General features: G+C 64.4%; 21 protein-coding genes, 1 tRNA gene and 1 pseudogene. 12 read left to right on the forward strand and 11 right to left on the reverse strand.

Going from position 1 to position 23,175, the window contains the following annotated elements; genetic code table 11:
* The first annotated feature begins 282 nt into the window (after positions 1-282).
* From prfB to IEY31_RS16765, 4 genes are all read left to right on the forward strand, one after another.
* Positions 283-1,378 (forward strand): peptide chain release factor 2 gene (gene prfB, locus IEY31_RS16750; RefSeq protein WP_188974133.1). Its coding sequence is split into 2 segments (ribosomal slippage): positions 283-327 and positions 329-1,378, totalling 1,095 coding nucleotides; the frame shifts between segments, so codons are not numbered across the junction.
* Between the two features lie 182 nt (positions 1,379-1,560).
* On the forward strand, positions 1,561-2,544 hold the full coding sequence (locus IEY31_RS16755; protein WP_188974102.1) for a serine/threonine-protein kinase: 984 nt from the start codon (positions 1,561-1,563) through the stop codon (positions 2,542-2,544).
* A gap of 142 nt (positions 2,545-2,686) precedes the next feature.
* Positions 2,687-3,097 (forward strand): thioredoxin family protein, encoded by a 411-nt coding sequence (locus IEY31_RS16760; RefSeq protein WP_188974103.1) that lies wholly within the window; start codon positions 2,687-2,689, stop codon positions 3,095-3,097.
* A gap of 1 nt (position 3,098) precedes the next feature.
* Complete coding sequence (locus tag IEY31_RS16765; RefSeq protein WP_188974104.1) at positions 3,099-3,833, forward strand: cytochrome c biogenesis CcdA family protein; 735 nt, start codon at positions 3,099-3,101, stop codon at positions 3,831-3,833.
* Positions 3,834-3,903: 70 nt separating this feature from the next.
* On the opposite strand, the gene IEY31_RS16770 is transcribed toward IEY31_RS16765, so the two are convergent.
* The 8 genes from IEY31_RS16770 to IEY31_RS16805 all read right to left on the reverse strand — a co-directional run bounded on the left by IEY31_RS16770 (position 3,904) and on the right by IEY31_RS16805 (position 9,927).
* Positions 3,904-4,473 (reverse strand): peptidylprolyl isomerase, encoded by a 570-nt coding sequence (locus tag IEY31_RS16770; protein ID WP_188974105.1) that lies wholly within the window; start codon positions 4,471-4,473, stop codon positions 3,904-3,906.
* A 57-nt stretch (positions 4,474-4,530) separates the two neighbouring features.
* Positions 4,531-4,731, reverse strand: coding sequence for a helix-turn-helix transcriptional regulator (locus IEY31_RS16775; protein ID WP_188974106.1), 201 nt, complete (start codon positions 4,729-4,731; stop codon positions 4,531-4,533).
* Entirely contained in the window at positions 4,728-5,192 is a 465-nt protein-coding gene (locus IEY31_RS16780; protein ID WP_229723735.1) for a hypothetical protein, read from the reverse strand. The genes IEY31_RS16775 and IEY31_RS16780 overlap by 4 nt, the downstream gene beginning before the upstream one ends.
* A gap of 5 nt (positions 5,193-5,197) precedes the next feature.
* Positions 5,198-6,952 carry an erythromycin esterase family protein gene (locus IEY31_RS16785; protein ID WP_188974108.1) on the reverse strand — a complete coding sequence of 585 codons (1,755 nt, stop codon included), beginning with the start codon at positions 6,950-6,952 and terminating at the stop codon, positions 5,198-5,200.
* Positions 6,953-7,076: 124 nt separating this feature from the next.
* Positions 7,077-8,321, reverse strand: coding sequence for an aminopeptidase (locus IEY31_RS16790; RefSeq protein ID WP_188974109.1), 1,245 nt, complete (start codon positions 8,319-8,321; stop codon positions 7,077-7,079).
* A 25-nt stretch (positions 8,322-8,346) separates the two neighbouring features.
* Entirely contained in the window at positions 8,347-8,808 is a 462-nt protein-coding gene (locus IEY31_RS16795; protein ID WP_188974110.1) for a TrmH family RNA methyltransferase, read from the reverse strand.
* Positions 8,805-9,308, reverse strand: coding sequence for a 2-C-methyl-D-erythritol 2,4-cyclodiphosphate synthase (ispF, locus tag IEY31_RS16800; protein ID WP_188974111.1), 504 nt, complete (start codon positions 9,306-9,308; stop codon positions 8,805-8,807). The genes IEY31_RS16795 and ispF overlap by 4 nt, the downstream gene beginning before the upstream one ends.
* Before the next feature lie 469 nt (positions 9,309-9,777).
* A tRNA-Arg gene (locus IEY31_RS16805) sits at positions 9,778-9,927 on the reverse strand.
* Between the two features lie 583 nt (positions 9,928-10,510).
* On the opposite strand from IEY31_RS16805, the gene IEY31_RS16810 reads away from it, so the two are divergent.
* Entirely contained in the window at positions 10,511-10,753 is a 243-nt protein-coding gene (locus tag IEY31_RS16810) for a helix-turn-helix domain-containing protein (RefSeq protein WP_188974112.1), read from the forward strand.
* Between the two features lie 22 nt (positions 10,754-10,775).
* Complete coding sequence (locus tag IEY31_RS16815; protein ID WP_188974113.1) at positions 10,776-13,385, forward strand: bifunctional DNA primase/polymerase; 2,610 nt, start codon at positions 10,776-10,778, stop codon at positions 13,383-13,385.
* 750 nt (positions 13,386-14,135) lie between these two features.
* On the opposite strand, the pseudogene IEY31_RS19120 reads toward IEY31_RS16815, so the two are convergent.
* From IEY31_RS19120 to IEY31_RS16830, 3 genes and pseudogenes are all read right to left on the reverse strand, one after another.
* Positions 14,136-14,378, reverse strand: a pseudogene (locus IEY31_RS19120) (gamma-glutamyl-gamma-aminobutyrate hydrolase family protein); the annotation flags it as partial.
* Between the two features lie 114 nt (positions 14,379-14,492).
* Entirely contained in the window at positions 14,493-14,738 is a 246-nt protein-coding gene (locus tag IEY31_RS16825; protein ID WP_188974115.1) for a helix-turn-helix domain-containing protein, read from the reverse strand.
* 1 nt (position 14,739) lies between these two features.
* The gene (locus tag IEY31_RS16830) at positions 14,740-14,985 is read right to left on the reverse strand and encodes a hypothetical protein (protein WP_188974116.1); all 246 of its coding nucleotides are present in this window, start codon (positions 14,983-14,985) and stop codon (positions 14,740-14,742) included.
* 125 nt (positions 14,986-15,110) lie between these two features.
* On the opposite strand from IEY31_RS16830, the gene IEY31_RS16835 reads away from it, so the two are divergent.
* The 6 genes from IEY31_RS16835 (at position 15,111) to IEY31_RS16860 (ending at position 22,982) form a co-directional block, all read left to right on the forward strand.
* On the forward strand, positions 15,111-15,701 hold the full coding sequence (locus IEY31_RS16835) for a restriction endonuclease subunit S (RefSeq protein ID WP_188974117.1): 591 nt from the start codon (positions 15,111-15,113) through the stop codon (positions 15,699-15,701).
* Position 15,702: 1 nt separating this feature from the next.
* Complete coding sequence (locus tag IEY31_RS16840; RefSeq protein ID WP_188974118.1) at positions 15,703-17,109, forward strand: HsdM family class I SAM-dependent methyltransferase; 1,407 nt, start codon at positions 15,703-15,705, stop codon at positions 17,107-17,109.
* 135 nt (positions 17,110-17,244) lie between these two features.
* Positions 17,245-19,374: a type I restriction-modification system subunit M gene (locus tag IEY31_RS16845; RefSeq protein WP_188974119.1), complete on the forward strand. Its 2,130-nt coding sequence runs from the start codon at positions 17,245-17,247 to the stop codon at positions 19,372-19,374.
* The gene (locus IEY31_RS16850; RefSeq protein ID WP_229723736.1) at positions 19,371-19,805 is read left to right on the forward strand and encodes a DUF6508 domain-containing protein; all 435 of its coding nucleotides are present in this window, start codon (positions 19,371-19,373) and stop codon (positions 19,803-19,805) included. The genes IEY31_RS16845 and IEY31_RS16850 overlap by 4 nt, the downstream gene beginning before the upstream one ends.
* Complete coding sequence (locus IEY31_RS16855) at positions 19,805-21,604, forward strand: GmrSD restriction endonuclease domain-containing protein (RefSeq protein WP_188974120.1); 1,800 nt, start codon at positions 19,805-19,807, stop codon at positions 21,602-21,604. The genes IEY31_RS16850 and IEY31_RS16855 overlap by 1 nt, the downstream gene beginning before the upstream one ends.
* A gap of 1 nt (position 21,605) precedes the next feature.
* Positions 21,606-22,982 (forward strand): restriction endonuclease subunit S, encoded by a 1,377-nt coding sequence (locus tag IEY31_RS16860; RefSeq protein ID WP_188974121.1) that lies wholly within the window; start codon positions 21,606-21,608, stop codon positions 22,980-22,982.
* The last annotated feature ends 193 nt before the right edge of the window (positions 22,983-23,175 follow it).

Genomic DNA, 23,175 nt, shown 5'->3' on the forward strand with positions numbered 1-23,175 from the left:
CTCGCTTGAGGCTCAGAAAAGATACAGGTCCGCTCCCCTCCTGTCAACCTCTCCTCCCTTACCTTTCGTTTGCGCGTAAGCAGGATTGGCGAAAACCACGTCTGTGGGCAGAGAAATGCGGTCCGGCCAGGTTTGGGCGAGAGGGCGGCAGAAGGGAGACCGACCCCCAGGCGCACTGGCCTCCCGCGCCTGCCCCAACACGCCTATACTCTTTCTTTGGCAAAGACCCGCGTTCCGTGCCAAACGGACCGACGCGGAAGGGAGGCACGCTATATGCAGGACATGCAAGAACTACTGGAAAAACTGGCGTCGCTCCGGGAGTATCTTTGACATTCCCGGCAAAACGCGCCGCCTGAACGAGCTGGACCGTGAGCTGAGTGATCCTGACTTATGGAACGACTCGGACCGTGCGCGTAAGGTCACGCAGGAGGCGGGCACCGTGCGGCGCATCGTGGACGAGTACAACTCGTTGAAGTCGGACGCAGAGGGCCTGAGCGAGATGCTGGAGATGGCCGACGCCGAGGAACGCGAGATGCTGGCCGAGGAATACGGCGGCATTGCCGCGCGGGTGGACGGGCTGTACAAGGAAACGCTGTTCACCATGAAGCACGCCGACACGTCGGCCATCGTGCGGGTCAAGAGCGGCGCGGGCGGCACCGAGTCTCAGGACTGGGCCGGCATGCTGTCGCGCATGTTCATGCGCTGGGGCGAGCGCCGCGGCTACAAGGTGGAACTGATCGACCAGCAGGACGGCGATCAGGCGGGCGTACTGAGCTCGGAGTTCATCATTCGCGGCGACAAGGCTTACGGCATGCTGGCCCCCGAGCACGGCGTTCACCGCCTGGTGCGGGTGTCGCCTTTCGACAGCAACAACCGCCGTCATACCTCGTTCGCCTCGGTGGACGTGGTGGCTGAGGTGCCCGAGGAAGAGATCAACATCCACATCCCGGACAGCGATCTGCGCCGCGACGTCTTCCGTTCGCAGGGTGCGGGGGGCCAGGGCGTGAACACCACCGATAGCGCCGTTCGCCTGACCCACCTTCCCACCGGTCTCGCGGTGGCCTCGCAGGTGACGCGCTCGCAGATCAAGAACCATGACATCGCCCTGCAGATTCTCAAGCAGCGCCTCTACGACATCGAGATCAAGAAGCGCGAGGCCGAGGAAGCCAAGGCCCGCGGTGAGCAGAAGAAAATCGAGTGGGGCAGCCAGATCCGCAGCTACGTGCTGGACAAGCAGTACATCAAAGACCACCGCAGCGGCGTGATGAAGCACAACCCCGACGCGGTGCTTGACGGTGACCTGGATGACCTGATGTGGGCGGGCCTGGAGTGGATGGCAGGCAAGCGCGTGGCCGAGGAAAGCGCCGACGACGAGTAGGCCCCGTCCTGGCCGATCACGCCTTCCGGTGCTACGCAGCGCGCAGGCACGGTAGGACCCGGGCGCGGATGGTTTAATGGGGTTTGAATCTCCCCAGCCGTCCGCGCTCTCACATGGCCTTTTGCGGCCAGCACCTCGTCTCACGTCACCCTTCCGTCTTCCCCGTTCCATGAGAGCCGCCCATGACTGAACCCGCAAAGCGCGCCATTCCTGGATACACCCTGCACCGCACCCTGGGCCGCGGCAACACCTCGCTGGTCTGGCTGGCCACGGACCCGCAGGGGCGGGACGTGGCCCTCAAGCTTCCCCACGAGGAGACGCTGCGCGCGCAGGAGGCGGCGGAACGCTTCGGCAACGAGGTCCGGCTGACCCTGAAGTTCCGGCATCCGCACATGGTCGAGGGCTACGCGGGCCAGGCATTCGGACCGGAGGCGTTTCTGACCATCCGCTATTACCCGGACGGCGCCCTGAACGAGCAGCTGGCCCGGATTTCCAGCCGCCGCCTCCCGCCTGCCGCCGCCATGAGACTTCTGGCGGACGTGGCCTCGGCCCTGGCCTACCTGCACCACCTGGGGGCGGTTCACCAGGACCTCAAGACGCACAACATCTACGTGGATGAGACTGGCCGCGCCGCGCTGGGCGATCTGGGCAACACGTATTTCGTGGCGCAGGGCGGACAGGTCAGCGGCAGTCCGTACTACATGGCCCCGGAGATCTACCACGGCGAGAGCAGCAGCGCTGCCAGCGACGTGTACAGCCTGGGCATCCTGATGTACGAGCTGCTGGCGGGCGAGCGCCCCTACCAGGGCCACACCTACGAGGAACTGATGGTGGCGCACATGACCCGCTTTCCAGCCCCGCTGACCCACCTGAATCCGGCGGTCTCCCGCCCGGTGTCGCGGCTGGCCGGGCTGGCACTGGCCAAGCGTCCCGGCGAACGCCCCAGTGCCGACGCGATTCGCCGCGCCCTGCTCAGGGATCTGGGCGAGACGCCACAGGACGAGGTGTACGAGAATTCAGGTGCGCCTGCTGAACCGGAAATGGGCAAGACGACGCCGGTAGGACGGCACGGTCCCGTTCAGTCACGGACGCCCCGCCCCGAACCCGAGGCCAGGCCGGAGCCGCCTAAGGGCGGGGGCTGGAATCCCTTCAAGCGCCGCAAGTAGCTGGACCGGGGACGCCGTTTCAAGCAGCCGGGGCCAGCAAGCGCCCAAGACTGAGCCACATGCCCGCCTTAGGTGACCCTGCCTGGACCCCGCGTTGAACCCCAGAACCCCCCGGGTCGTACCCAGGCCAGGAGGCTTCACCATGACCCACCGAACTGCCACTGTCCTTGCCGCCGTCCTGCTGACCGCCGCTGCCGGGGCCAGCACCGCCACACCCGCCCAACCCGCCACGGCGGACAGGGCGACGGTCCGTTACCTGCCCTACACCAAGGCCGCGTACGACGCCGCCAGAGGCAAGAAGAGGGTGCTGTTCTTCCACGCAACGTGGTGCACCAACTGCAAAGCTGCCGACGCCGACATTTTGGGAAAGCTGGCCGAGATTCCGGAAGATGTGGTGATCTTCAAGACCGACTACGACAAGGAAGTGGCACTGAAAAAACAATACGGCATCATCTCCCAGCACAGCTTCGTGCTGACGGACAGCAGCGGCAAGGCGCTGAAGAAGTGGGCGGGCGGCAAGCTCAGCACCATCATCAGCAAAACGCGGGACTGACATGCTGCTGCTGCTGGTGGCCTTTTTCGGCGGCCTGCTGACCGTGCTGTCGCCGTGCGTGCTGCCCGTGTTGCCCGTGTTGCTGTCGGGTTCGGTGGGGGGGCGCGGGAGGCCCGTGGGCATCATTGCCGGATTCATCGGCTCGTTCGTGCTGCTGACCCTGTTTCTGGCGACGCTGGTGAACGCCCTAGGCCTGAGCGTGGACGCCTTGCGCTGGGGCGCGGTGGCGCTGCTGCTGCTGTTCGGCCTGACGCTGGCCGTGCCCGCCCTGCAACTGCGCTTTGAATTGCTGGCGGCGCGGGCACTTCCGCAGGGCAGGGGCAGCGGTGGGGACGGCTTTCTGGGCGGCGTGCTGGTGGGCGTCACGCTGGGCGTGGTCTGGACCCCCTGTGTCGGGCCGATTCTGGCCAGCGTGACCACGCTGGCCCTGAGCGGGGAGGTCACCGGCTTTGCCGCCGCCGTCACGCTAGCCTACGCGCTGGGCGTGGCGATTCCCATGCTGGCCGTGATGTGGGGCGGGCGCCAGCTGCTGCACCGCCCGGCCCTGATGCGCCGCCTGGGCGGCATCCAGCGGGCGTTCGGCGTGGTGCTGATGCTGTTTGCTGTAGGGATGGTCTTCGGCATGGACCGCCGGATTCAGACGGCCCTGGTAGAGAACCTGCCCGCGTTGCAGCAGCTGACCTTTCTGGAGGAAACGCCCGCCGTACAGCGGCAGCTGGAGCGGACGCTGCCGTAAGCCACAAACATGAAAATGAAAAAGGGAGGCCCCGGCACATTCAATGCCGGGGCCTCTCTCCTGTTGCGGGTTACTTCTGGACGATGTAGGCACTCTCGATCACATCGGGGGTGCCGGGCATGCCGGGCTGGATGCGGGTGAGTTTATCCAGCACGTCCAGACCCTCGATGACCTTGCCGAACACGGTGTGCTTGCCGTCCAGGTGCGGGGTGGCGGTGAAGGTGATGAAGAACTGGCTGCCGTTGGTACGGGGACCGGCGTTGGCCATGCTCAGCACGCCCTTGCCGCTGTGGCGGTGCGAGGACCCAAACTCGTCCTCGAACTTGTAGCCGGGGCCGCCTGCGCCGGTGCCGGTGGGATCGCCGGTCTGGGCCATGAAGCCATCGATCACGCGGTGGAATTTGATGCCGTCGTAGTAGTGGTGGCGCAGCAGATACGCAAACGAGTTGACGGTCACCGGCGCGTCGTCAGGAAACAGTTCCACCACAATGCGGCCCTTGCTGGTTTCCAGCACGGCGCGGTACTGCTTGCCCGGCTCGATGCCGTCGCCCAGCTCGGGAGCGCTGGAGAACTTGGTCTGGCGCTCGGCGCTGAGTTCGGGGGCCTGGGTAAATCCATCGGCGGTGTAGGTGTCAGACATGGGGGGCATTGTAACGGCGCAGCCCAGGTGAAGCGAAAACAGTCCCCTCACTTGGCCTCATTCATGGGTCTCGTCCAGAAAGATCTCCTCAATGTGCCGCCCGAACAGCCGCGCCAGCTTGAAGGCCAGCGGCAGGCTGGGATCGTACTTGCCGGTTTCCAGCGCATTGACCGTCTGGCGCGACACGTCCAGCCGGTCGGCCAGCTGGGCCTGGGTCAGATCGTGCTCGGCCCGCAGCACCTTGATGCGGTTTTTCATTCCCCGCGCTCATCCCGGCGGCGCAGATAGAGGTTGGTCAGGCCCATGGCCAGCAGCCCGGCAACCAGGGAAAGGTAGCTGGCACTCAGGGAAAGGTAGAGAAGGTCTGGAGGAAGGTCAGGCAGTCCAGGGGTCTGGGTCCGGCCTGAAATCTTCATGGACTGGTACAACGCCCACCACAGCGTCCAGGCCAGCCCCGAGGACGTGACCACACCGCTGACCATCCAGCTTTTCAGGAAGCGCAACTTCCCCAGTTCATCCAGTACCTGGTACTGCCGCACCCAGATGCCCACGCCAAGCAGCATGGTGACGCTACTGACCACCCAGAACACCACGTCCGAAACCGGCCGGAGGGCGGCGTAAGAGAACAGGCCGGTCACCACCACGAACAGCGCGGCCGCGTACGCGAATTCCACCCAGCGAATTCGGGACCACTGCCGGTCACGTTTGGACTGTTTCATCGCGCTCACCTCTGCTCCAGCGCCCTGGCAGCGCTGCTCTGCTTCACGAAGATCACGCCGTCGAACGCCAGCGGCAGCGTCACGTTGGCCCCGGTGGCCTGTCCCACCGCGTACAGCGCCCCCACGCCCGCGATGCGAACCGGCTGCGCGAGCCAGCCCCTCAGCAAGGGGGTCTGCATGGCCTGCGCCACGTTCAGATAGGCGGCGGGGGCGTCCCCGGCAATCAGGGCGTCGAGGCTGTCGCGCGGTGCAGGCGCGGCGCTGAGGGTCATGGCACCGCCCGACTGCTGGGCAGGATCGGCGGACACGGCGCGCAGCTCGCCGCCGCCGAAGGAGAAGCCCACCGTGCGGTAGCCGCTGCCCAGTGCCCGCGCCAGATGCTGACCCAGATTGACGTACGGCTGTCCCTGGGCCGGAGTCCTGGAGACGTGGAAGTTGTGCGCCCACAGCATGGCCTTCTGCCCCGGAAAGAGGATGTTCAGCGCCGTGCGGGTGTTGCCGAACATGGCCGCGTCGCGGATCAGGTTGATGCGGGCGGCGTCGCTACCGGGCACGGCCAGCAGGGTAGCCCCCTGCCGCACCGTCTCGGCCAGCTGGATCAGCACTGCGCGGTCAGGGGTCTCCTTCGGCAGCGCAGCAAGCGTCTGCTGCAAGGTGGCGATCTGGTCGCGGATCACGGCCTGCTGCGCGGCGGACAGTTCACCCAGCGTGAACCATGTCTGGGCCGGGAGGGCCAGCAGCGGGGTCAATGCCGTCTTGATCCGGTCATCCTTGGGGACGAGCTGTTTGAGCAACGTCAGGCTGCCGGACGGGTCCTGCATGTCGATGCCCACCACGCGCAACTCCGGCTTCCCGCCGCGCGAGGCGTTGTACCCCCGCATCCAGGCCAGCAGGTCACGCATCTCCTGCGTTTTCCAGGTCCAGAAATCGAAGGCGCGGGTGGCGGGGTTCGGATCGCTTGGCCCCTCGCCGCGCACAAAGCGATCCACCTCGTGGCTGTCGTCGAAGTCCGCCTCGATGGCCAGCACCGTGAACCCATGGTTCTGAACCAGTTCGCGGAACAGCCGGGCCTTGAGCTGGAAATGTTCGGCGGTGCCGTGGCTGCCCTCGCCCGCGCCGATCAGGCGTGCGCCGCGCGTCAGTTCTTCCAGCCACGCAAAATCGCCGTCCTGCGCGTCGGCGGCCACCGAGCAGATGGGCTGGGCTACCTCCAGCAGCGCCGTGCGGCGTTCGGCCAGTTGCGCGTCCGTCAGCAGCGGCGGGGCCACCTGCCGGATCACCTGCCCGGCCACCCGCGTCTCGCTTTCCAGCACGCGCGAGGACGCGATCAGCCACTGGCCGTTGACCTTGCGCCACACGTCCCCGGACAGCGCCGTGACCTGGAGCGGCGTCCGCGTGCTGTTCATGACGCTCTCGGCGTCCATCACCTGACGGTTGACCACAGTGGCCTTGTCGCCGCTGAGCGTCACGTCCTGAAAGCTGATGTCCAGTCGGTTGACCTTCAGGGTCTCGGCATCCGAGGCCGCCAGCGCCGCCTCCAGCGGAATCGGCCGGTTGGTCACGTCCAGCAGCGCTGCGTCCGGCAGGTACAGGGCGCGCAGGGACGGAACGTTGCCGGTCAGGTACGCCTGCCGCAGGGCGTCGTACTGCGACTGGAGATCGGCGGGCAGCGTGGCAGGCTGGGCCACAGCGAGCTGGGCGGTCATGACCGCGAGGGCCACAGGGAACAACAGGGTGGGGGTGGTTCTGAACAAAGACATGGAAGTCCTCCTTGATGAAATGTCGTGCTTCCTTGACTAAGGGTAAGACACCCCATTCCTTAAGTCAAGTTTGTTTGACAAATCTCGGAGCTGCAGAACCCTGCGTTGCCGCCCGCCCGCGGCCTCAGATCACCCATTCGCCGCCGCGCATCAGCGGCTCGCGTTCGCCCGCTGCCGTGAGACCGTCGACATCGGTCCCCGGCGTGCCGATCATCCAGTCCACGTGAATAAGGCTGTCGTTGCCGCCCGCCGCGCGCAGGGTGGCCTGGTCCTCGCCGCCCGCGACGTTGGTGGGGTAACAGCGCCCCAGCGCGATGTGGGACGCGGCGTTCTCGTCGAACAGCGTGTTCAGGAACAGCGTGCCGGTCTGCGCCACGGGAGCAGAGGCAGGCACCAGCGCCACCTCGCCCAGACGGGCCGCGCCCTCGTCGGTGCCGATCAGGGCTTTGAGGGTGTCCTCGCCCCGCTCGGCACTGATCTCGACTGCCCGGCCGTTCTCGAAGCGCACGCGGATGCCCTCGATCAGCTGCCCACGGGCGCTGAGAGCCTTGGAAGCCACCGCCACGCCGTCCACCCGCTCCTTGTGCGGCGCGGTGAACACCTCGTCGGTGGGCAGGTTGGGCACGCCGGAGATGCCGTTTCTGGCGGCCTCTCCCCCACCCTGCCAGATGTGGTTGTCGGCCAGCCCCACGGTCAGGTCCGTGCCCAGTTCGCTGCGCAGGTGCAGGGCGTGGTACTGCTTTTCGGTCAGCAGCGTGGTCAGGCGCCCAAGTTGCGCCAGATGCGCGTCCCAGGCGGCCACCGGGTCCGGTGTATCGGCGCGGGTGACCTTGAAGATGTCGGCCCACAGCCGCGCAACAGCCTCGGCCTGGGGCAGGTCAGGGTACACGCGGGCGGCCCAGGCGGGGGTGGCCATCGCCGCCACCGTCCAGTTCACCTGAAAGCTGCCGATGGCCTCGCTGACCCTGCGCCCGGCCTCGGCCTGCAGCTTGCTGCGCCGCGCCACCCGCTGCGAGTCCACGCCCGCCAGCAGGGAGGGATCGCTGCCGACGATGCTGATGAAGGCGTACCCGTCCTCCACCATGTGCAGCGACTCCTCCGAGAGCCACGCCGGCAGGAAGTCCACCGCCGCCGCCGAGCCGGCCTCGTACAGCGCGAGGGCCAGATGCTGATCGTTGTAGTTCACGCGCACGTCCTCGGCCCCGGCCCGGTACGCCTCGCGCGCCACCAGCCGGGCCAGTTCGGCGGCCTCGACCGGCGCGTTGACCAGCACCCGGCCCCTCTGGGGCAGGTTCACCCCAGTGCGGACGAGCAGTTCGGCGTAGCGGGCAAGCTGGGTCTGGAAGGCTGCTTCGGTGGAAGACGTCATGGCGCCACTGTAATGCCCGGTGGCCCTACCAGCCCTCGATCTGCCGCCCCGCCTCGAAGGCCGCCGCGCCCGCTGCCACCGCCAGGTTCAGGCTGCGGCCCGCGCCAGGCTGCGGCAATTTCAGCGCGCTCAGGCCCTCCCGCAGCCACACCGGCAGCCCCCGCGATTCGGGGCCGAACAGCAGGTAGTCGCCGCGCCGGAAGCCCGCCCGCGTGTGCAGCGTGGTGGCATGGGTGGAAAAGGCGAAGACCCTGGCGCCGGGAGGCAGCGCCGCCTGGAAGGCGGTCCAGTTGACATGCTCGTGCAGGGTCACGCCTTCCAGATAATCCATCACCGCCCTCCGGAACTCGCGGTCGTGCAGATGGAAGCCAAAGGGACGGATCAGGTGCAGCGTGGCGCCCAGGACAGCGCAGGTGCGCGCCACGTTGCCCACGTTGCCGGCCTTCTCCGGCTCGAACAGCACCACGTGTAGCAGCGGCTCCCTCAATCTTTTACCCGTGTCAGCAGCGCGGTCACCCGCGTCTGGATGTGTGCCGGGGCCAACCCTTCAGAGGTCTTGAAACTGACGCCCACCTCGCTTTCTGGCAGACCCACCAGGGCCGCCACGTTGCGGGCGATCTCGGCGCGCATAGAGCCCAGCTTGGGTTTGTCCAGCGTGACCACCAGCGCGATGTTGGTGGGGGTGTAGCCCCGATCGCGCACCAGTTCCAGCACCCGGCCCAGAATGGCGCGCGAATCCAGTCCGGCCCACAGGGGATCGGTGTCGGGGAAGTAGTCGCCGATGTCACCCATCGCCACCCCTGAGAGCAGCGCGTCGGCCAGCGCGTGCAGGATGGCGTCCCCGTCGCTGTGGGCCACGGTGCCCATGGCAGCGGAGGGCACCGGCACCCCCCCCAGAATCAGGGCGTGTCCCGCCGCCAGCCGGTGGGCGTCCTCGCCGTAACCGACGCGAATCACCGGTCCCGTCGGGTCAGATGAAAAAACCATGCAGAAAAGATAGGCGGACATGGCATTAGAACGCCATCGATCCGGCTGCCCTCAGACTCCTGACGGAGCCCAAACTGGAGCTGAAGCCTTGAACCCACCTGGACCCTTTGGGGGAACACGGTGTGCAGCGGCGGGTATAGCGGCTTATCAGGGTCAGCGAACTGAAAAGGCTCCCCCCTCCCACGCCTTAAGAAAGCATAAAGAAGGAAATGAGTGCAGACCCGCCCAGGAGAGACGCCCATCGACTTTCTGGGGGCACACGAGCGGTGCGTTTAGCGCCAAATGCTCGTTTCGCCTGGAAAGTGGAGACCTCCGTTCATCAAGGCGGCGCCTACAGGGTTTGAAGGCGACAGTCCTGGAAGACAGCTGGCCCCCGCGCCGGACGTATGGGGGCCACCGGACCAGTGCGCCTCCTGCCAACCGCACGAAACCCCCACCGTCAGGGCAGGGGTTTTGTGTGTGCTGGGCGTGGTGCACTCGACTGGATTCGAACCAGTGGCCTGCCCCTTAGGAGAAGGCAAGTCGACTTCAGTTGCCCAGATGAATTGTAGAGGCATGGTAATCTTTTTCGTCGTTCCAGCGCAGGGATTTTCATTCTAACCAGACTGACTACTTGTGCTTCTGGTGTCTTGGCTGCATGGACGTGACAAATAATTATGGACGGGTTTGTCACGGTGCCGTCATGGCTGCGGGCCAGACCACCGTCTTGGTCCGGCGCCGAATCCCCCTCACGGGATGACCTGCGGGGCGGCGATACAAGCGTGACACATGGCCAGAATGTCCCTGCATTTTTACCTTCGTGCCAACAGCAGGGATCGCATAACGATCGCCCCCACCGGAACCGCTGCGCTCCTATCTGGCCCTCCCGCATGGCCACAACCACACTCGGCTCTGCCTGTCAACCCAACGCCGCCGGATGCTGATGCACAACCCTGCGGGAGTAGGTGGTGGACTTTTCGGTTGTTCTTTAAGCTGCGGTCACCTTCGGAGCCGATCTGCTCCCGAAGTGCCGTGAAGAGACCAGAACAAGCCTCACAGACGGAAGATCCGTCCACAGCACGCCACGCCTCAAGCAGTTGAGCGTGCTTGCCCGCCCCCAGACCATCGTCACCCCCACGTTGCTGCTAAGCAGAACGGGCCTCAGCCTGTCCTGACAGCGCGACGGGTCCCTATGGCCTTTTTCCGGCCCACAGGAGAACTGCATGTTGAACCCGCCCGCCCCGAACACCATCCCCCCGCTCCCGACCTATTACACGGTCGACGAGGCCGCAGAACACCTCAAGGTCCACAAGACCATGTTGTACCGCGAGATCCGCGCCGGCCGCCTGATCGCCTTGCAGATCGGCACCAAGATCTTGCGCATTGCGCACCAAGACCTGATGGCCTACATCGGAGCCCAGACCCTGACGGGCCCCTCGGAGCAGTCCTATGACGCTGCGTTCTAAGCTGCTGACCCTTGCCCTGGCGATGGCGAACAACGGGGCCAGCCTCATTCCGGTGGGCATCGATAAGAAGCCCATTGACGGCCTGAAGTGGAAAAAATTCCAGGAGACCCCCGCCTCGCCTGAACAGCTCTCCCATTGGGCTGAAAATCCCCGCACGACCGGATTCGCCATCGTGACTGGCCGCGTGAGCCAGGGCGCCGAGGGGCTGGACATCGACCAACCCGGTTTCCTTGAAGCGCTGATGGCGGCTGAACCGAAGCTGGTGGCCAAGCTCGCCCATCAGCGCACCGGCGGGGGCGGAGACCATCTTCTCTACCGCCGCGAAATCCCGGCCGGCAACCTCAAGCTGGCCTGGGCACCTGACCCGACGCACGAAGAAGGCCGCGCCATCGCCATCGAGACGCGCGGCGAGGGTGGGTACCTGGTGATTGCCCACAGCCTGCACAGCAGTGGCCGCCACTATGAACTTCTGACGGGCAGCTGGACTGATCTCCCGCTGCTCAGCGACGATGAGGTCAAGCGGCTTCACCAGGCAGCCCGCCGCCTGTGCCTGGCCCCCCTCACCCGGAACCAGGTTCAGCGCTTCAACCAGACCAAGGCGCGCCGCCAAGGCGACGATGCCAGCGTCATCGACGCGTATCTCGAACGAACTCCCCTCAAAGCCGCGCTGGAAGCCGCCGGCTACATGCCCACAAGCTACGGGCGGTATACCCGGCCTGGTGGAGCCTCGGGGAGCGTGGTGCTTCTGGACGGCCCTGACGGTCGCGAGCTGAGCTTTCACCACAGCAGCAACGACCCCCTCGCGGATGGCCGGCCGCACGACGCATTCGACGTGTTCGCCACGTACTCACATGGCGGTGATGTACGTGCCGCCGTCCGCGCGGCTGCCGCACAACTGGGCCTGACGGAACCCAGCGTTGAGGGCCCAGCCTCTTCTGCCCAGGAACACGGTCACATCCCCCAGGTGTACGCGAAATTGGACGGGTATTACATCGACCGCCCCCGCCGTGAACGCGGTCAGGTGGTCGGCCACACCCCGGAGCGAGTGACCAATTTCATCTGGGAACCGCAGCAGTGGCTCGTGCGGTCCGATGGCACCCGCGATGAACGGGGCACCTTGACCGTTGACGGCTCGGGGAAGCACACAGTGCAGATCAGCTCGCAGGTCTGGAGCAACCGCAAGGATTTAATGCTCGCGATCGGTGGCTACCAGGCACTGTGCTTCACGACCAACAACACGGACCTCGCGCGCATCGCGCAGGCCAACCTGGTGAAGTATCACGACCTCCCCACGGCGCGGGGCGTGCGCAGTTACGGGCTCCATCAGGAAGGTGACGAATGGCTGGAGCTGTACGAGAACGGCGCGGTCAGCCGCCACGATCCCGCCCGGCTGTTCTACTCAGGCACCCCGGTCGATCCTGGCAGCCGATCCTTCCGGGCGCCTGAGGCAGGCACGCCAGATCAGGTGTCACAGGCGCGCCAGGCCATCAAGCAGCTGCTGCACCTCGTAACGCCAGCGACCGCTCTCGCCCTGCTGGGCTACGGCGTGGCGGCCGCATTTGCCCCGCGCATCACTCCCCATCTCGGTCACCGCCTGCCGTTCGTCTTCCTGGCCGGTGAGCGCGAATCCGGCAAGACCAGTGCGGCGCAGATCGTGCTGGAATTGGTCAACGGCAACAGCACCCGCATCACGAAGGCCACCGGAATGAGCCTCTACCAGTACGACGTGGCCCACAGCGGCGCCAACAACCTGCTGACCATCCTCGACGAGTACCGCCCCGGAGAGATTGACGACGGGCAGCTGCGCCGGCACCACGACCTTGGCGTGAAATGGCGCGGCTCGGGGGTCGCCAGCAAAGACCACGCCTACGAACTCAACGCCCCCACCATCATCGCCGGTGAGGGCTTTACCGACGACGCCGCCACCAAATCCCGCGGCGTGCTGTACTTCACCCGCAAGGACGACCGCGGCAGCCTGGACACCTACGCGGAGGTCTCGAGACTCCCGCTGTGGGCCTACGCCCATCACCTGCACACCCTGGCACGCACCACTGGCGAAGAGGAACACCTCGCCCGGCTGGAGTCGGCAACGCGCCTGACGCAGGCGGCAACCCGCACGGTGGCCAACCCACGCCTCCAGTACGCCCTGACCTTCCTGGCCTACGGCCTGTTGGTGCTGCAGCAGGACGTGAGCCCTGACGCCTTCAGCCATGACCAGATCACGCAATGCCTGCGGGAAGGCGCCAGCAACATGCTGGCCGGCGGCACCGAGGGCGTCACCAACCTGGAGCAGTTCCTCGAACAGCTGGCCTTCGCCCTCAGCCGGGTGAATGACCGGCAGATGTACGTCGTCCCCGCGATGACCCCGGAACACCTGATCCTGCGGCCCAGACCGTGTCTGGATCTCGTTCAGCAGCAGTTCCGCGAGCGCGCGGCGATCGCCAACGTCGCGCTGCTGCGGCAGTACGCGGAGCGGGCACCATTCTTCGAAGCCGGCGACACCCACAGGCAGGTGGGCGGCCTCAAGAATGTGCGCGGGTATCGGCTCGTGCTCGGCGCCATCCCCGAGCGCTGCGAGGCCGATCTCCTGCGCGAGTTCGACGCCCAGCTGCGGCACACTTACACGCCGTAAGTTACGGGCATCACGGTCCGGTCACGCGTTCGTCGTGACCGGATTCTTCCTGTCCCAGTCAGGACTTGTTCCCGCTTTTCCACTCCAGTCACGCTTTTTTTTCTAAAGGGTCAGAAAGGAACTCAAAGATAAAGATGCCCAGGAGGGCCCACCCTCCGCTTGGCCCTCTTCTCCTCACCACAGTACACCCTCGCCCAAAACAGCGTGACCGCGTTACCGCCAGTCCAGTACGCTACGCAGTGCTGCAGACGCGTGTCCCCCGTCACGCTTCGGGGCAGCGGGTGTTCGCAGGAAGGGACGTTCTGCCGCCTGCGCAGGGCTACGGCCTCAGGTGTAGAAGCCGGATAACCACCCTGCCTGCTGCCAGGCCTTCAGCGCTGCCCCGTCTACCCCGCCCCACGACAACGCCAGGGCCAGCACCTGTTCGCGGACCATCCCCCACTGACCTCCAGACAACCACGCGTTCACACGACGATTCGGCAGCTGGTCGCAGGTCACCGCATCTCCCCACCGGCCGCCGCCTGCGGCACACTGTCCAACCACCCGTCGAACAGGACCAGCCGCGGGCGTCGCGGTGAACGGGCATCTCTGGATGTGCACGTCAAGGGCGCCGGGGCGCACCCACGCCTCGGCCAACCGGTCGCCCCCTGATGGCTGGACTTGACCGAGACCATGCTTCCCAGGCGCTCGGCCCCTTTTCCAACCAGCTGGACGACGTGCTGGGCCGGGTTGTCCCCGGCGTGCCAGGTCCTCGTCCAGGGTGCCGCCCAGGACCACGTTGAGCCGCGAAGCCGCGCGGCGCAGTCCCAGAAATGGAATCCGGCGCTGCAGTGCCAATCGCATCAGAACCGCCTCCGCGTGATCGCGCGCCACATAGACACCCCCCGGACCAGCGGTTCGGCTTGCCGTGCAGGGACGGCTGCAGGTCCGGTTCCTCACCCGCAAGCAGGCGTTGGCGCCTTCCAGGTCATCGGGGGTCCCCACGTGGATCACAGGGCCGTGGGACGCAGGCCGAACCGTTGGTGGAAGCCAGGCAGACGGCGCCTATCCAGGGAGCCGGTCCGGATCCGTGTGGATCTGGGTATGGTCCTGGCAGCCCTGCCAGGTTCAGGCCGTGGCTCCAGGCCAGCCGACCACGTAATCGCGCAGTTCGCGGCCCATCAACAGCAGGCTGAACGCGAACACCTCGCTGGAGGGAAGGCGCTCGCCGGTGTGGTACCGGGTCAGCGCCGCAGCACTGACGTGCAGCTGGCGGGCGAGTTGTGCGTTGTTCAGATCCTGCTGGCGCTGGTACCGGCGCAGGTCAGTCCGGAAGCGGTCCCAGTCGATGCGGCCTGCAATATAGCGTGCCATCTCAAGCCCTCCACGCCGTCACGGGCTCAGCCCGCCAGGTCAGTCGGTAGACCGTCACAATCACGCCGCTCTGGACCACAAAGTTGAGTGGTCCGCTGCTGTAAAGCCGGGCGCGGCCAGGCAGAACCCGGCGGAAGCGGGCCTTGCGCACAATCCGGCGCAGGCGGGTAGCCGCAACCGTATCGGTGATGTTGCCCTCAAAACGTTCGATATAGCGACGGACGGCGTGTTCACTGGGCTGGAACATGATGACCTCCTGGGCGGCTCTCTGGTATCTGAGGTCAGCCTATATGCATTTGCATCAGTTGTCAAATGCATTGACAAATGGTTAGATTTCTTGACGCATTAGAGCCTGCATGACACCATGTGGTCATGAGCCAACGAACATTGACGCTGGGCGATCTTGGAGAACTGAAGCAGGGACCAACCCTGAGCCGCTTCCTCGAACCTGCCGGCAGCGAGTACCGCATTCTCCAGATCAGCAACCTGAGGGATCTCACCGTCCAGCCCCACGAAGACGACCGAAAAGAATTCCTCGACGGGCCGCGGGCCGCTGAGCATGCGGTCCAGGCCGGGCAGATTCTTATCTCCCTGCGCGGTTCAGCCCTGAAGGCTGCCGTGGTCGAGCAGGACCTGCCCGATACGGTCGTCAGCAACAGCCTGACCACGCTCGTTCCCAGGCCCGACCTGGCCGATCCGTATTTCCTCGCCGCCTTGCTGAACTCCGCCCACATGCAGCAGCGGGTGACCCCCCTGTTCACGGGCATCACCGTTCAGGGCATTCCCCTGGCCAAATTTCGCAAGCTGGCCATCCACCTGCCGGTCCTGTCCGAACAGCAGAAGCTGGCCCGTGTCCTCCGTGCGCTCGCCGAATACCGCCGAGCCGTCCAGGGCGTGCTGACACTGCGCGAGGAAGAGATTGAAGCCCACCTGCAACCGTTCGTCGTCCAGGAGAACGTCTGATATGAATAAGCCAACCACTGTCAATTTTTTCAGAGCCATCGAAGAGTTTCGCAACGAGGCGCGGACCATGGACGCTGTCCCCCTCGTCAGTGCCCTGATACTGCTGCACGCCGTGGACCGCTTTCCTGAGCATTTTGCCGCCCTCGGCCTGAGCTTGCCGCAGAGCGCGTCCCATGAACTCCAGCAAAGTCTGCAACTCGCTCCCGGGCGGGTGGAAAAGTTGCTGCACGAGGTGCTGATGGACCGCGTGGACAGCCGTGTCGAGGTCGACACGGGGCTGGGGCTGAAGGACGTGGTGGTCGCTCGGGCCTCACGGGCCGTTGCCCAGGAGATCTGGCAGGCCACCTCCGGCCTGGCCGCAGAGGCTGGAATCAAGGTCCTGGGAACGGCCTTCTCGCAGATGCTCGACTACATCGTGCGGCAGTTCCCTAAATCCAGCGGCTTCATGCAGACGCCCGAGACGGTCGCGCAGCTGATGGCCGAACTCGTTGACGCTGGCCCAGGAATGAGCGTGCTGGACGTCACATCCGGCTTTTCCCGGACTCTGGTGGAGGTAGCACGCCTGCAACGCCGGCGCGGCGAGGACCCGAACAGCCTGAGGTACGTTGGCCAGGAACGTGACCCTCTGGCGGCCCTGCTGGGGGCCGTCCAGCTGGTGCTAAATGGCGTGACGCAATTCACCCTGCACGTCGACGATGTCCTCACTGATCCCAGGACGGGCCAGGGTGAATTTGACCGCGTGATCGCCGACCCACCACTGGGCCTTACCCTGCCCCATCTCGTCGGCCGCCTGGAAGGCGACCCCCGCTTCGTGTTTGGCAAGAAGGGGCTGCCCAGGGCCGCCGATTGGCTGTTCTTGCAGCACGGGCTCACCGCCCTCAAGCCTGGAGGGCGCGCCGTCTTCATCACGGCCCACGGCCCCATGTTCCGCGGCGGGATGGAAGCGTCGGTTCGGCAGGACCTGCTGGCCGCCGGCTGGCTGCACACCGTCATGGCGCTGCCCAGCAGCCTGTATCCGAACACGGGGATTCCGATGGTCCTCACCGTGTTCGACCGGCCGGCGCCCGGTCAGACCGGCTTCCCAGATGTGCTGATGATCGACGCGAGCCCGATGGGCACGCGCCAGGGCCGGTCCCAGATCCTGGACGAGGCTACCCGCTCGCACCTGCTGACCCTCGTGCGTCAGCGCTCGGAGGACCCTGAGCGCTCGGCGCTGGTTCCCCACGCCCGAATTCACGACAACGATGACGCCTGGCAGCCCAACCAGTACCTCAGCCAAGACAGTGAAGACAGCGCCCGGAGCCTGGTCCAGATCCGAGCAGAGCTGAGCGGGCAGCTGGTGACGCTGCGCAGCGCCGAGCAGCAACTGGAAGATGCGCTCAGCGCCCTGACACCTCCCCAGCGGTAATCCACCGACGGCCCGGGAACGCATCTGGGTCTTCGGCAGCCTGCCGCCTCCGCTACCCTGAGTCCATCCGGGCGGCCCCCACACTCAAGCCAGGGCCAGAATTTCTGGCCCACCTGGACCTCTAAAAGGAACACCATGGAACAACCACAACTCAGCTGGATCATAAATTTTATCTGGGGCATCGCCGACGACGTCCTGCGCGACGTATATGTCCGTGGCAAGTACCGTGATGTCATTCTGCCCATGATGGTGCTGCGCCGCCTGGATGCTGTGCTGGAGCCCACCAAGCAGGATGTCCTGGATATGAAAAAGTCCCAGGACGAGTCGGGCATCGTCCACCAGGATGAGATGCTGCGCGAGGCAGCGGGGCAGGCCTTTTACAACACCTCGCCTTTCACGCTGCGCGACCTGCGCAACCGCGCCAGCCAGCAGAAGCTCAAGGCCGACTTTGAGGCTTACCTGGACGGGTTCTCGCCCAACGTGCAGCAGATCCTGGACAACTTCGAGTTCCGCAACCAGTTGCCGAGGTTGATCAAGGCCGACGCCCTGGGCACCTTGATCGAAAAGTTGCTGGACCCGGCCATAAATCTCAGCCCCTCCCCTGTGCTTAATGGAGACGGCACCGTGAAGGTGCCGGGCTTGGACAACCACGCGATGGGTACCGTGTTCGAGGAGCTGGTGCGCCGCTTCAACGAGGCGAACAACGAGGAGGCCGGCGAACACTGGACGCCGCGTGACGCCGTGCGCCTGATGGCCCGGCTGATCTTCGATCCCATCGCCGACGCCGTTCAAGACGGCACCTACCTGCTTTACGACGGTGCGTTCGGCACAGGCGGCATGCTGACCGTGGCGGATGAAACCCTGCGGGGCCTGGCCGAGGCGCAAGGCAAGCAGGTCGTCACCCATCTGTACGGCCAGGAGATCAACGCCGAGACCTACGCCATCGCCAAGGCCGACCTGCTGCTTAAGGGCGAAGGGGAAGAGGCCGACAACATCGTCGGGGGGCCCGAGCATTCCACGCTGGCCAACGACGCTTTTCCCAGCCACGAATTCGACTTCATGCTCAGCAATCCGCCCTACGGCAAAAGCTGGAAGAGCGACCTGGAACGCATGGGCGGCAAGGACGGCATGCAGGACCCGCGCTTCATCATCGATTACGCCGGCGAGAGCGACTACTCGCTGATCACGCGCAGCAGTGACGGCCAGATGCTGTTCATGGCGAACCTGCTGAGCAAGATGAAGCAGGGCACGCCCCTGGGCAGCCGCATCGCGACCGTTCACAATGGATCGAGCCTGTTCACCGGCGACGCCGGGCAGGGCGAGAGCAACATCCGGCGCTGGATCATCGAGAACGACTGGCTTGAGGCCATCGTCGCGCTGCCGCTGAACATGTTCTACAACACCGGCATCGCCACCTACGTCTGGGTACTGACCAACCGCAAGCCCGCGCACCGCCGCGGCAAGGTGCAGCTGATCGACGCCACCGGCTGGAATAAGCCGCTGCGCAAGAACATGGGCATGAAGAACTGCGAGCTGGCCGAAGGGGACATCGACCGCATCCTGGCCGCCTTCCTGACCCTGGAGGAGAGCGAGCAGTCCAGGGTCTTCCCCAACGAGGCCTTCGGCTATCACAAGATCACGGTGGAGCGCCCCCTGCGCCTGCGGGTGGACCTGAGCGAGGGACGGCGCCGGCAGTTCCAGACCGTCTGCACCGAAGCCGAAGAGCTGGGTGTGGTCAAGCTGATCACCCTGGCCGCCGAGAAGCTCGGAGCCGGGCCACACACCAACTACAACACGTTCAGCCAGCAGCTGAGGCTTCTGGCCGATCAACAGGGCTTTAAGCTGACCGCCAAGCGGCTCAAGCTGATTCAGGGCAGTTTGGCCGAACGCGACGAGGACGCCGATCCAGTAGTCAGGAAGATCCACAAGGCCGGCAAGGTTCAGGAAGACGCGCTGCACGGGTTGTACGCCTCAAGCTACGGCGTCTTTGAGTACGAGCCGGACCCGGAGCTGCGCGACACCGAGCAGATCCCGCTGCTGGAAGACGGCGGCGTGGCCGCGTTCATTGAGCGAGAGGTCTGGCCGCACGCCGCCGACGCCTGGGTGGACGCGGACAGCCTGAAGACCGGCTACGAGATCAGCTTCACCCGCCACTTCTACAAGCCCCAACCGCTGCGGACCCTCGAGGAGATCACCGCCGACATCCGCGCCCTGGAGGCCGAGACTGATGGACTGCTGGCCGAGATTATTGGAAACGGAAGGTGACTGCGGACTACGGCTTGCCGGCGCTCCGCGCCATCTCAGACTTCCTGCCCACCTTTAGCGCGGCGGATTTCCGCTTCGCTCACAACGACTCGCCGTTACGCCAGACCGGAGAGAAAAGCTTCGAGATAGTGGGCTATCGATACGATCCACAAGTCCATGCATTCTGGAGAGCAGCTGAGCAGCACGGCTGGCTGTACACATTCGACTGGGGGACATGGGGCAGGACGCCGGAAGCCAGTCAGCTGAGGTTCGATACGGCTGTTCTTGCTCAGGCCAGCGCCCTACAGCTTTCACGGCTGCTTTCCATGTTCGCCCGAATGGAACGTTTCGGCGACGGCGCATGGCTGAGCCTGTGGGACAGCGGCCTTCTTCTTCGCATTCTCACCCGGGCCCACGCCCTTGCCAATGAACTTGAAGGAGCGTCCACCTGATGCCCCCACAACGCTATTCCGTCACCCCACAGCCCATTGAGACCCTGCTGACCTGGATCAAGTCCGGTGAGATCGCCATTCCCGAGATTCAGCGCCCGTTCGTGTGGGACGCCACCAAAGTCAGGAACCTGCTCGACTCGCTGTACAGGGGCTACCCGGTGGGCTACCTGATTGCCTGGAAGAACCCGGACGTGAAGCTCAAGAACGGCAGGACCTCCGAAGGCAAGCGCATCCTGATCGACGGGCAGCAGCGGGTCACGGCGCTGATGGCCTCCTTGCTGGGCCAGTCGGTGCTGACCAAGGATTATCAGAGCGTCAAGCTGCGGATCGCCTTTCACCCGCTGGAAGAGAAGTTCGAGGTCACCAACCCTGCCATCCAGAAAGATCCCGCGTGGTTGCACGACATCTCCAACATCTTCGCGCCAGATGCCGACCTTTTCGAAATTGCCCAGGCCTACCTTGGCGTTAACCCTGGACAGACCACGAAACTGGTCTTTGCGCGCTTGCAGCAACTCTTGAAGCTCGTCAACAACCAGGTGGGCATCATTGAACTCGCCAGTGATCTGGACATCGAGACCGTGACCGAGATCTTCATCCGCGTGAACTCCGAGGGCGTGGCGCTGTCGCAGGCGGACTTCGTGATGTCCAAGATCGCCGCGAACGAGACCTATGGCGGCAACACCCTGCGCAAGGCCATCGACTACTTCTGCCACCTGGCCGAACACCCCGGCTTCCTCAGCACCGTCGAGAAAGACACGGCCTTCACCAGCTCCGACTTCTATCCCAAGATGAAGTGGCTGAGCAACGTTGTGGACGACATCTATGGCCCCAGCTACACCGACATGCTGCGGGTGGCCTTCACCAGCCAGTTCGGGCGGGGCCGCCTGCAGGACCTGGTGGCGCTGCTGTCGGGGCGCAACTTCGAGACCAAGCAGCACGAGGACGCCATCGCTGAGGCGTCGTTCGCCAGCCTGAGCCACGGCATCCACCAGTTCATCAACGAGACGCACTTCAAGCGCTTCACCATGATCATCCGCTCGGCGGGCTTCATCAGCTCCCGCCTGATCAGCAGCCAGAACGCCCTGAACGCCGCGTACGTCGTTTATATACATGGCCGGGCCAAGGGCACTCCGCCTGAGCAGCTCGAAAGCCTGGTACGGCGCTGGTACGCGCTGTCGATCCTGACCGGGCGCTACTCGGGCAGCTCCGAGTCGGCTTTTGACCGCGACATCCGGCAGATCAACGAACGTGGCCTCGCCACGCACATCGGCGAAGTCATCAGCGCCACCCTCACCGACAGCTTCTGGACGGAGTTGCTGCCCCAGCAGATGGACACCTCTAGCGGCAATAGTCCCTTCTTCCTGGCGTACCAGGCCGCGCAGGTCAAGGCCAATGACCGGGGCTTTCTGTCTCAGGATCTCACCGTGCAAGACCTGCTTCTGCACAAGGTTGACGTTCACCATACGTATCCCGCCGACTTCCTCAAAAATCAGGGCCTGAACAAAGGTAAGTACAACCAAATCGCGAACTTTGTGCTGGCGCAGAGCGAGATCAACATCGCTATCGGCAATACTGACCCACAAATCTACTTCGAGAGATTAAAGAAGCAGGTGACTGGCGGCACCCCTGAAAAGACATACGGCGGCATCACCGACGAGGCCGAGCTGCGGGCCAACCTGCGCGTCCACTGCATTCCGGAGACCATGCTGGATGACCCGTCTATGCCGTATCAGACCTTCCTGCAGCAGCGCCGCAAGCTGATGGCCCTGAAGCTCCAGGCGTGGTTCGGGAGGCTGTGACATGATCCACGCCCTAACCCCCTATCCTGCCATGAAAGACAGCGGCGTTCCCTGGCTGGGGCAAGTGCCAGAGCACTGGGACGTGGTGCCTGCGCTCGCTGCCTACAAGTCAAGAGGGATCAAGAACACCGGCATGGTGGAGAAGACGGTGCTGTCGCTGAGCTACGGGCGCATCGTGATTAAGCCGGAAGAGAAACTGCGCGGCCTCGTTCCTGAATCTTTCGAGACGTACCAGATCGTAGAACCGGGGAACATTATCGTCCGAACCACTGATCTCCAGAACGACAAGAACAGTCTTCGCATCGGCCATGCGAAAGACCGTGGCATCATCACTTCGGCCTACTTGTGTCTTGAGACCACTGACCGCGTACTCAACGAGTTCGGTTATCAGTATCTCAACGCCTATGATCTGCTGAAGATCATCTACGGCTATGGCTCTGGTCTGCGACAGAATCTGGATTTCAAGGACATTCGGCGCATGCCCGTACTTGTCCCGTCACATGACGAGCAGGCCGCCATCGTCCGTTATCTGGACTACGCAGACCGCCGCATTCGCCGCACCATCGCCGCCAAGCAGAAGCTGATCAAGCTGCTGCAAGAGCAGAAGCAGGTCATCATCCACCAAGCGGTGACGCGGGGGCTTGATCCGGATGTAAAGCTGAAGCCGAGTGGCGTGGAGTGGCTGGGCAATGTGCCGGAAGGATGGAAGGTCAAGCGGTTAAAGGCCGAGATGTACAACTTAAACCCTGTGCGCGTTCCGTTGAGTTCGACTGAGCGCGGACGTATGACGACCCGTGAGTACGATTATTACGGCGCATCTGGCATCATTGATAAAGTTGATGACTACCTATTCGATGATGACCTTCTCCTCATTGCCGAAGATGGGGCCAACTTAGTTCTCCGCAATCTTCCACTGGCCGTGATTGCGCGCGGGAAGTTCTGGGTCAATAATCATGCCCATATTCTTAAGCCGATAGAAGGCAAATTGGAGTATTTTGCTGCCGTCCTAGAACAGATCAATTATCTGCCCTGGATAACTGGATCTGCACAACCAAAATTGACGCGAGATAGACTAATGGCCGTAAAAATTCCAGTGCCACCTGTAGACGAGCAAGAAGCCATTACTGAGGCCATATCCAATACAACCTTGCCATTATCAAGTGCGATCCAACGTACCCAGCAAGAAATCTCCCTCCTGCGCGAGTACCGCACCCGCCTCATCGCCGATCTGGTCACGGGCAAGCTGGACGTGCGGGGCGTGGCGGCGCAGTTGCCGGAGCTGGATGCCGCTCTGCCGGAAGAAGAACTTGATGTGGAGATCGATACCGACTTGGAAGGTGACGAGCCTGAGACGGAAGCTGCCGAGGCACTGGCATGACCAGTTACCGCTCACTCGATTATGTGGTGGGCTAAGTCTGCCACCCATCCAGCGAGACCGGGTGGGCGGAGTTCAAGCACACCAGGCCCGAGCCGGAAGAGATCGCGCAGGTTGCTTGATGACTTGGGCACGGCGCGCTGACCTGGCACTGACCACCAACCTGGCAACGCCCGCCCACACGAGGTTGTGCCCG

The organism is Deinococcus aerolatus (genome assembly GCF_014647055.1).
Lineage (GTDB): Bacteria > Deinococcota > Deinococci > Deinococcales > Deinococcaceae > Deinococcus > Deinococcus aerolatus.

Coding starts and splice junctions, on each gene's coding strand:
- IEY31_RS16830 (WP_188974116.1), bottom strand. CDS start 14,985: ATGTTCCAGCCCAGTGAACACGCCGTCCGTCGCTATATCGAACGTTTT.
- IEY31_RS16845 (WP_188974119.1), top strand. CDS start 17,245: ATGGAACAACCACAACTCAGCTGGATCATAAATTTTATCTGGGGCATC.
- IEY31_RS16855 (WP_188974120.1), top strand. CDS start 19,805: ATGCCCCCACAACGCTATTCCGTCACCCCACAGCCCATTGAGACCCTG.
- IEY31_RS16775 (WP_188974106.1), bottom strand. CDS start 4,731: ATGAAAAACCGCATCAAGGTGCTGCGGGCCGAGCACGATCTGACCCAG.
- IEY31_RS16840 (WP_188974118.1), top strand. CDS start 15,703: ATGAATAAGCCAACCACTGTCAATTTTTTCAGAGCCATCGAAGAGTTT.
- IEY31_RS16780 (WP_229723735.1), bottom strand. CDS start 5,192: ATGAAACAGTCCAAACGTGACCGGCAGTGGTCCCGAATTCGCTGGGTG.
- IEY31_RS16815 (WP_188974113.1), top strand. CDS start 10,776: ATGGCGAACAACGGGGCCAGCCTCATTCCGGTGGGCATCGATAAGAAG.
- IEY31_RS16755 (WP_188974102.1), top strand. CDS start 1,561: ATGACTGAACCCGCAAAGCGCGCCATTCCTGGATACACCCTGCACCGC.
- IEY31_RS16765 (WP_188974104.1), top strand. CDS start 3,099: ATGCTGCTGCTGCTGGTGGCCTTTTTCGGCGGCCTGCTGACCGTGCTG.
- IEY31_RS16860 (WP_188974121.1), top strand. CDS start 21,606: ATGATCCACGCCCTAACCCCCTATCCTGCCATGAAAGACAGCGGCGTT.
- IEY31_RS16810 (WP_188974112.1), top strand. CDS start 10,511: ATGTTGAACCCGCCCGCCCCGAACACCATCCCCCCGCTCCCGACCTAT.
- IEY31_RS16825 (WP_188974115.1), bottom strand. CDS start 14,738: ATGGCACGCTATATTGCAGGCCGCATCGACTGGGACCGCTTCCGGACT.
- IEY31_RS16785 (WP_188974108.1), bottom strand. CDS start 6,952: ATGTCTTTGTTCAGAACCACCCCCACCCTGTTGTTCCCTGTGGCCCTC.
- IEY31_RS16770 (WP_188974105.1), bottom strand. CDS start 4,473: ATGTCTGACACCTACACCGCCGATGGATTTACCCAGGCCCCCGAACTC.
- ispF (WP_188974111.1), bottom strand. CDS start 9,308: ATGGTTTTTTCATCTGACCCGACGGGACCGGTGATTCGCGTCGGTTAC.
- IEY31_RS16760 (WP_188974103.1), top strand. CDS start 2,687: ATGACCCACCGAACTGCCACTGTCCTTGCCGCCGTCCTGCTGACCGCC.
- IEY31_RS16790 (WP_188974109.1), bottom strand. CDS start 8,321: ATGACGTCTTCCACCGAAGCAGCCTTCCAGACCCAGCTTGCCCGCTAC.
- IEY31_RS16835 (WP_188974117.1), top strand. CDS start 15,111: ATGAGCCAACGAACATTGACGCTGGGCGATCTTGGAGAACTGAAGCAG.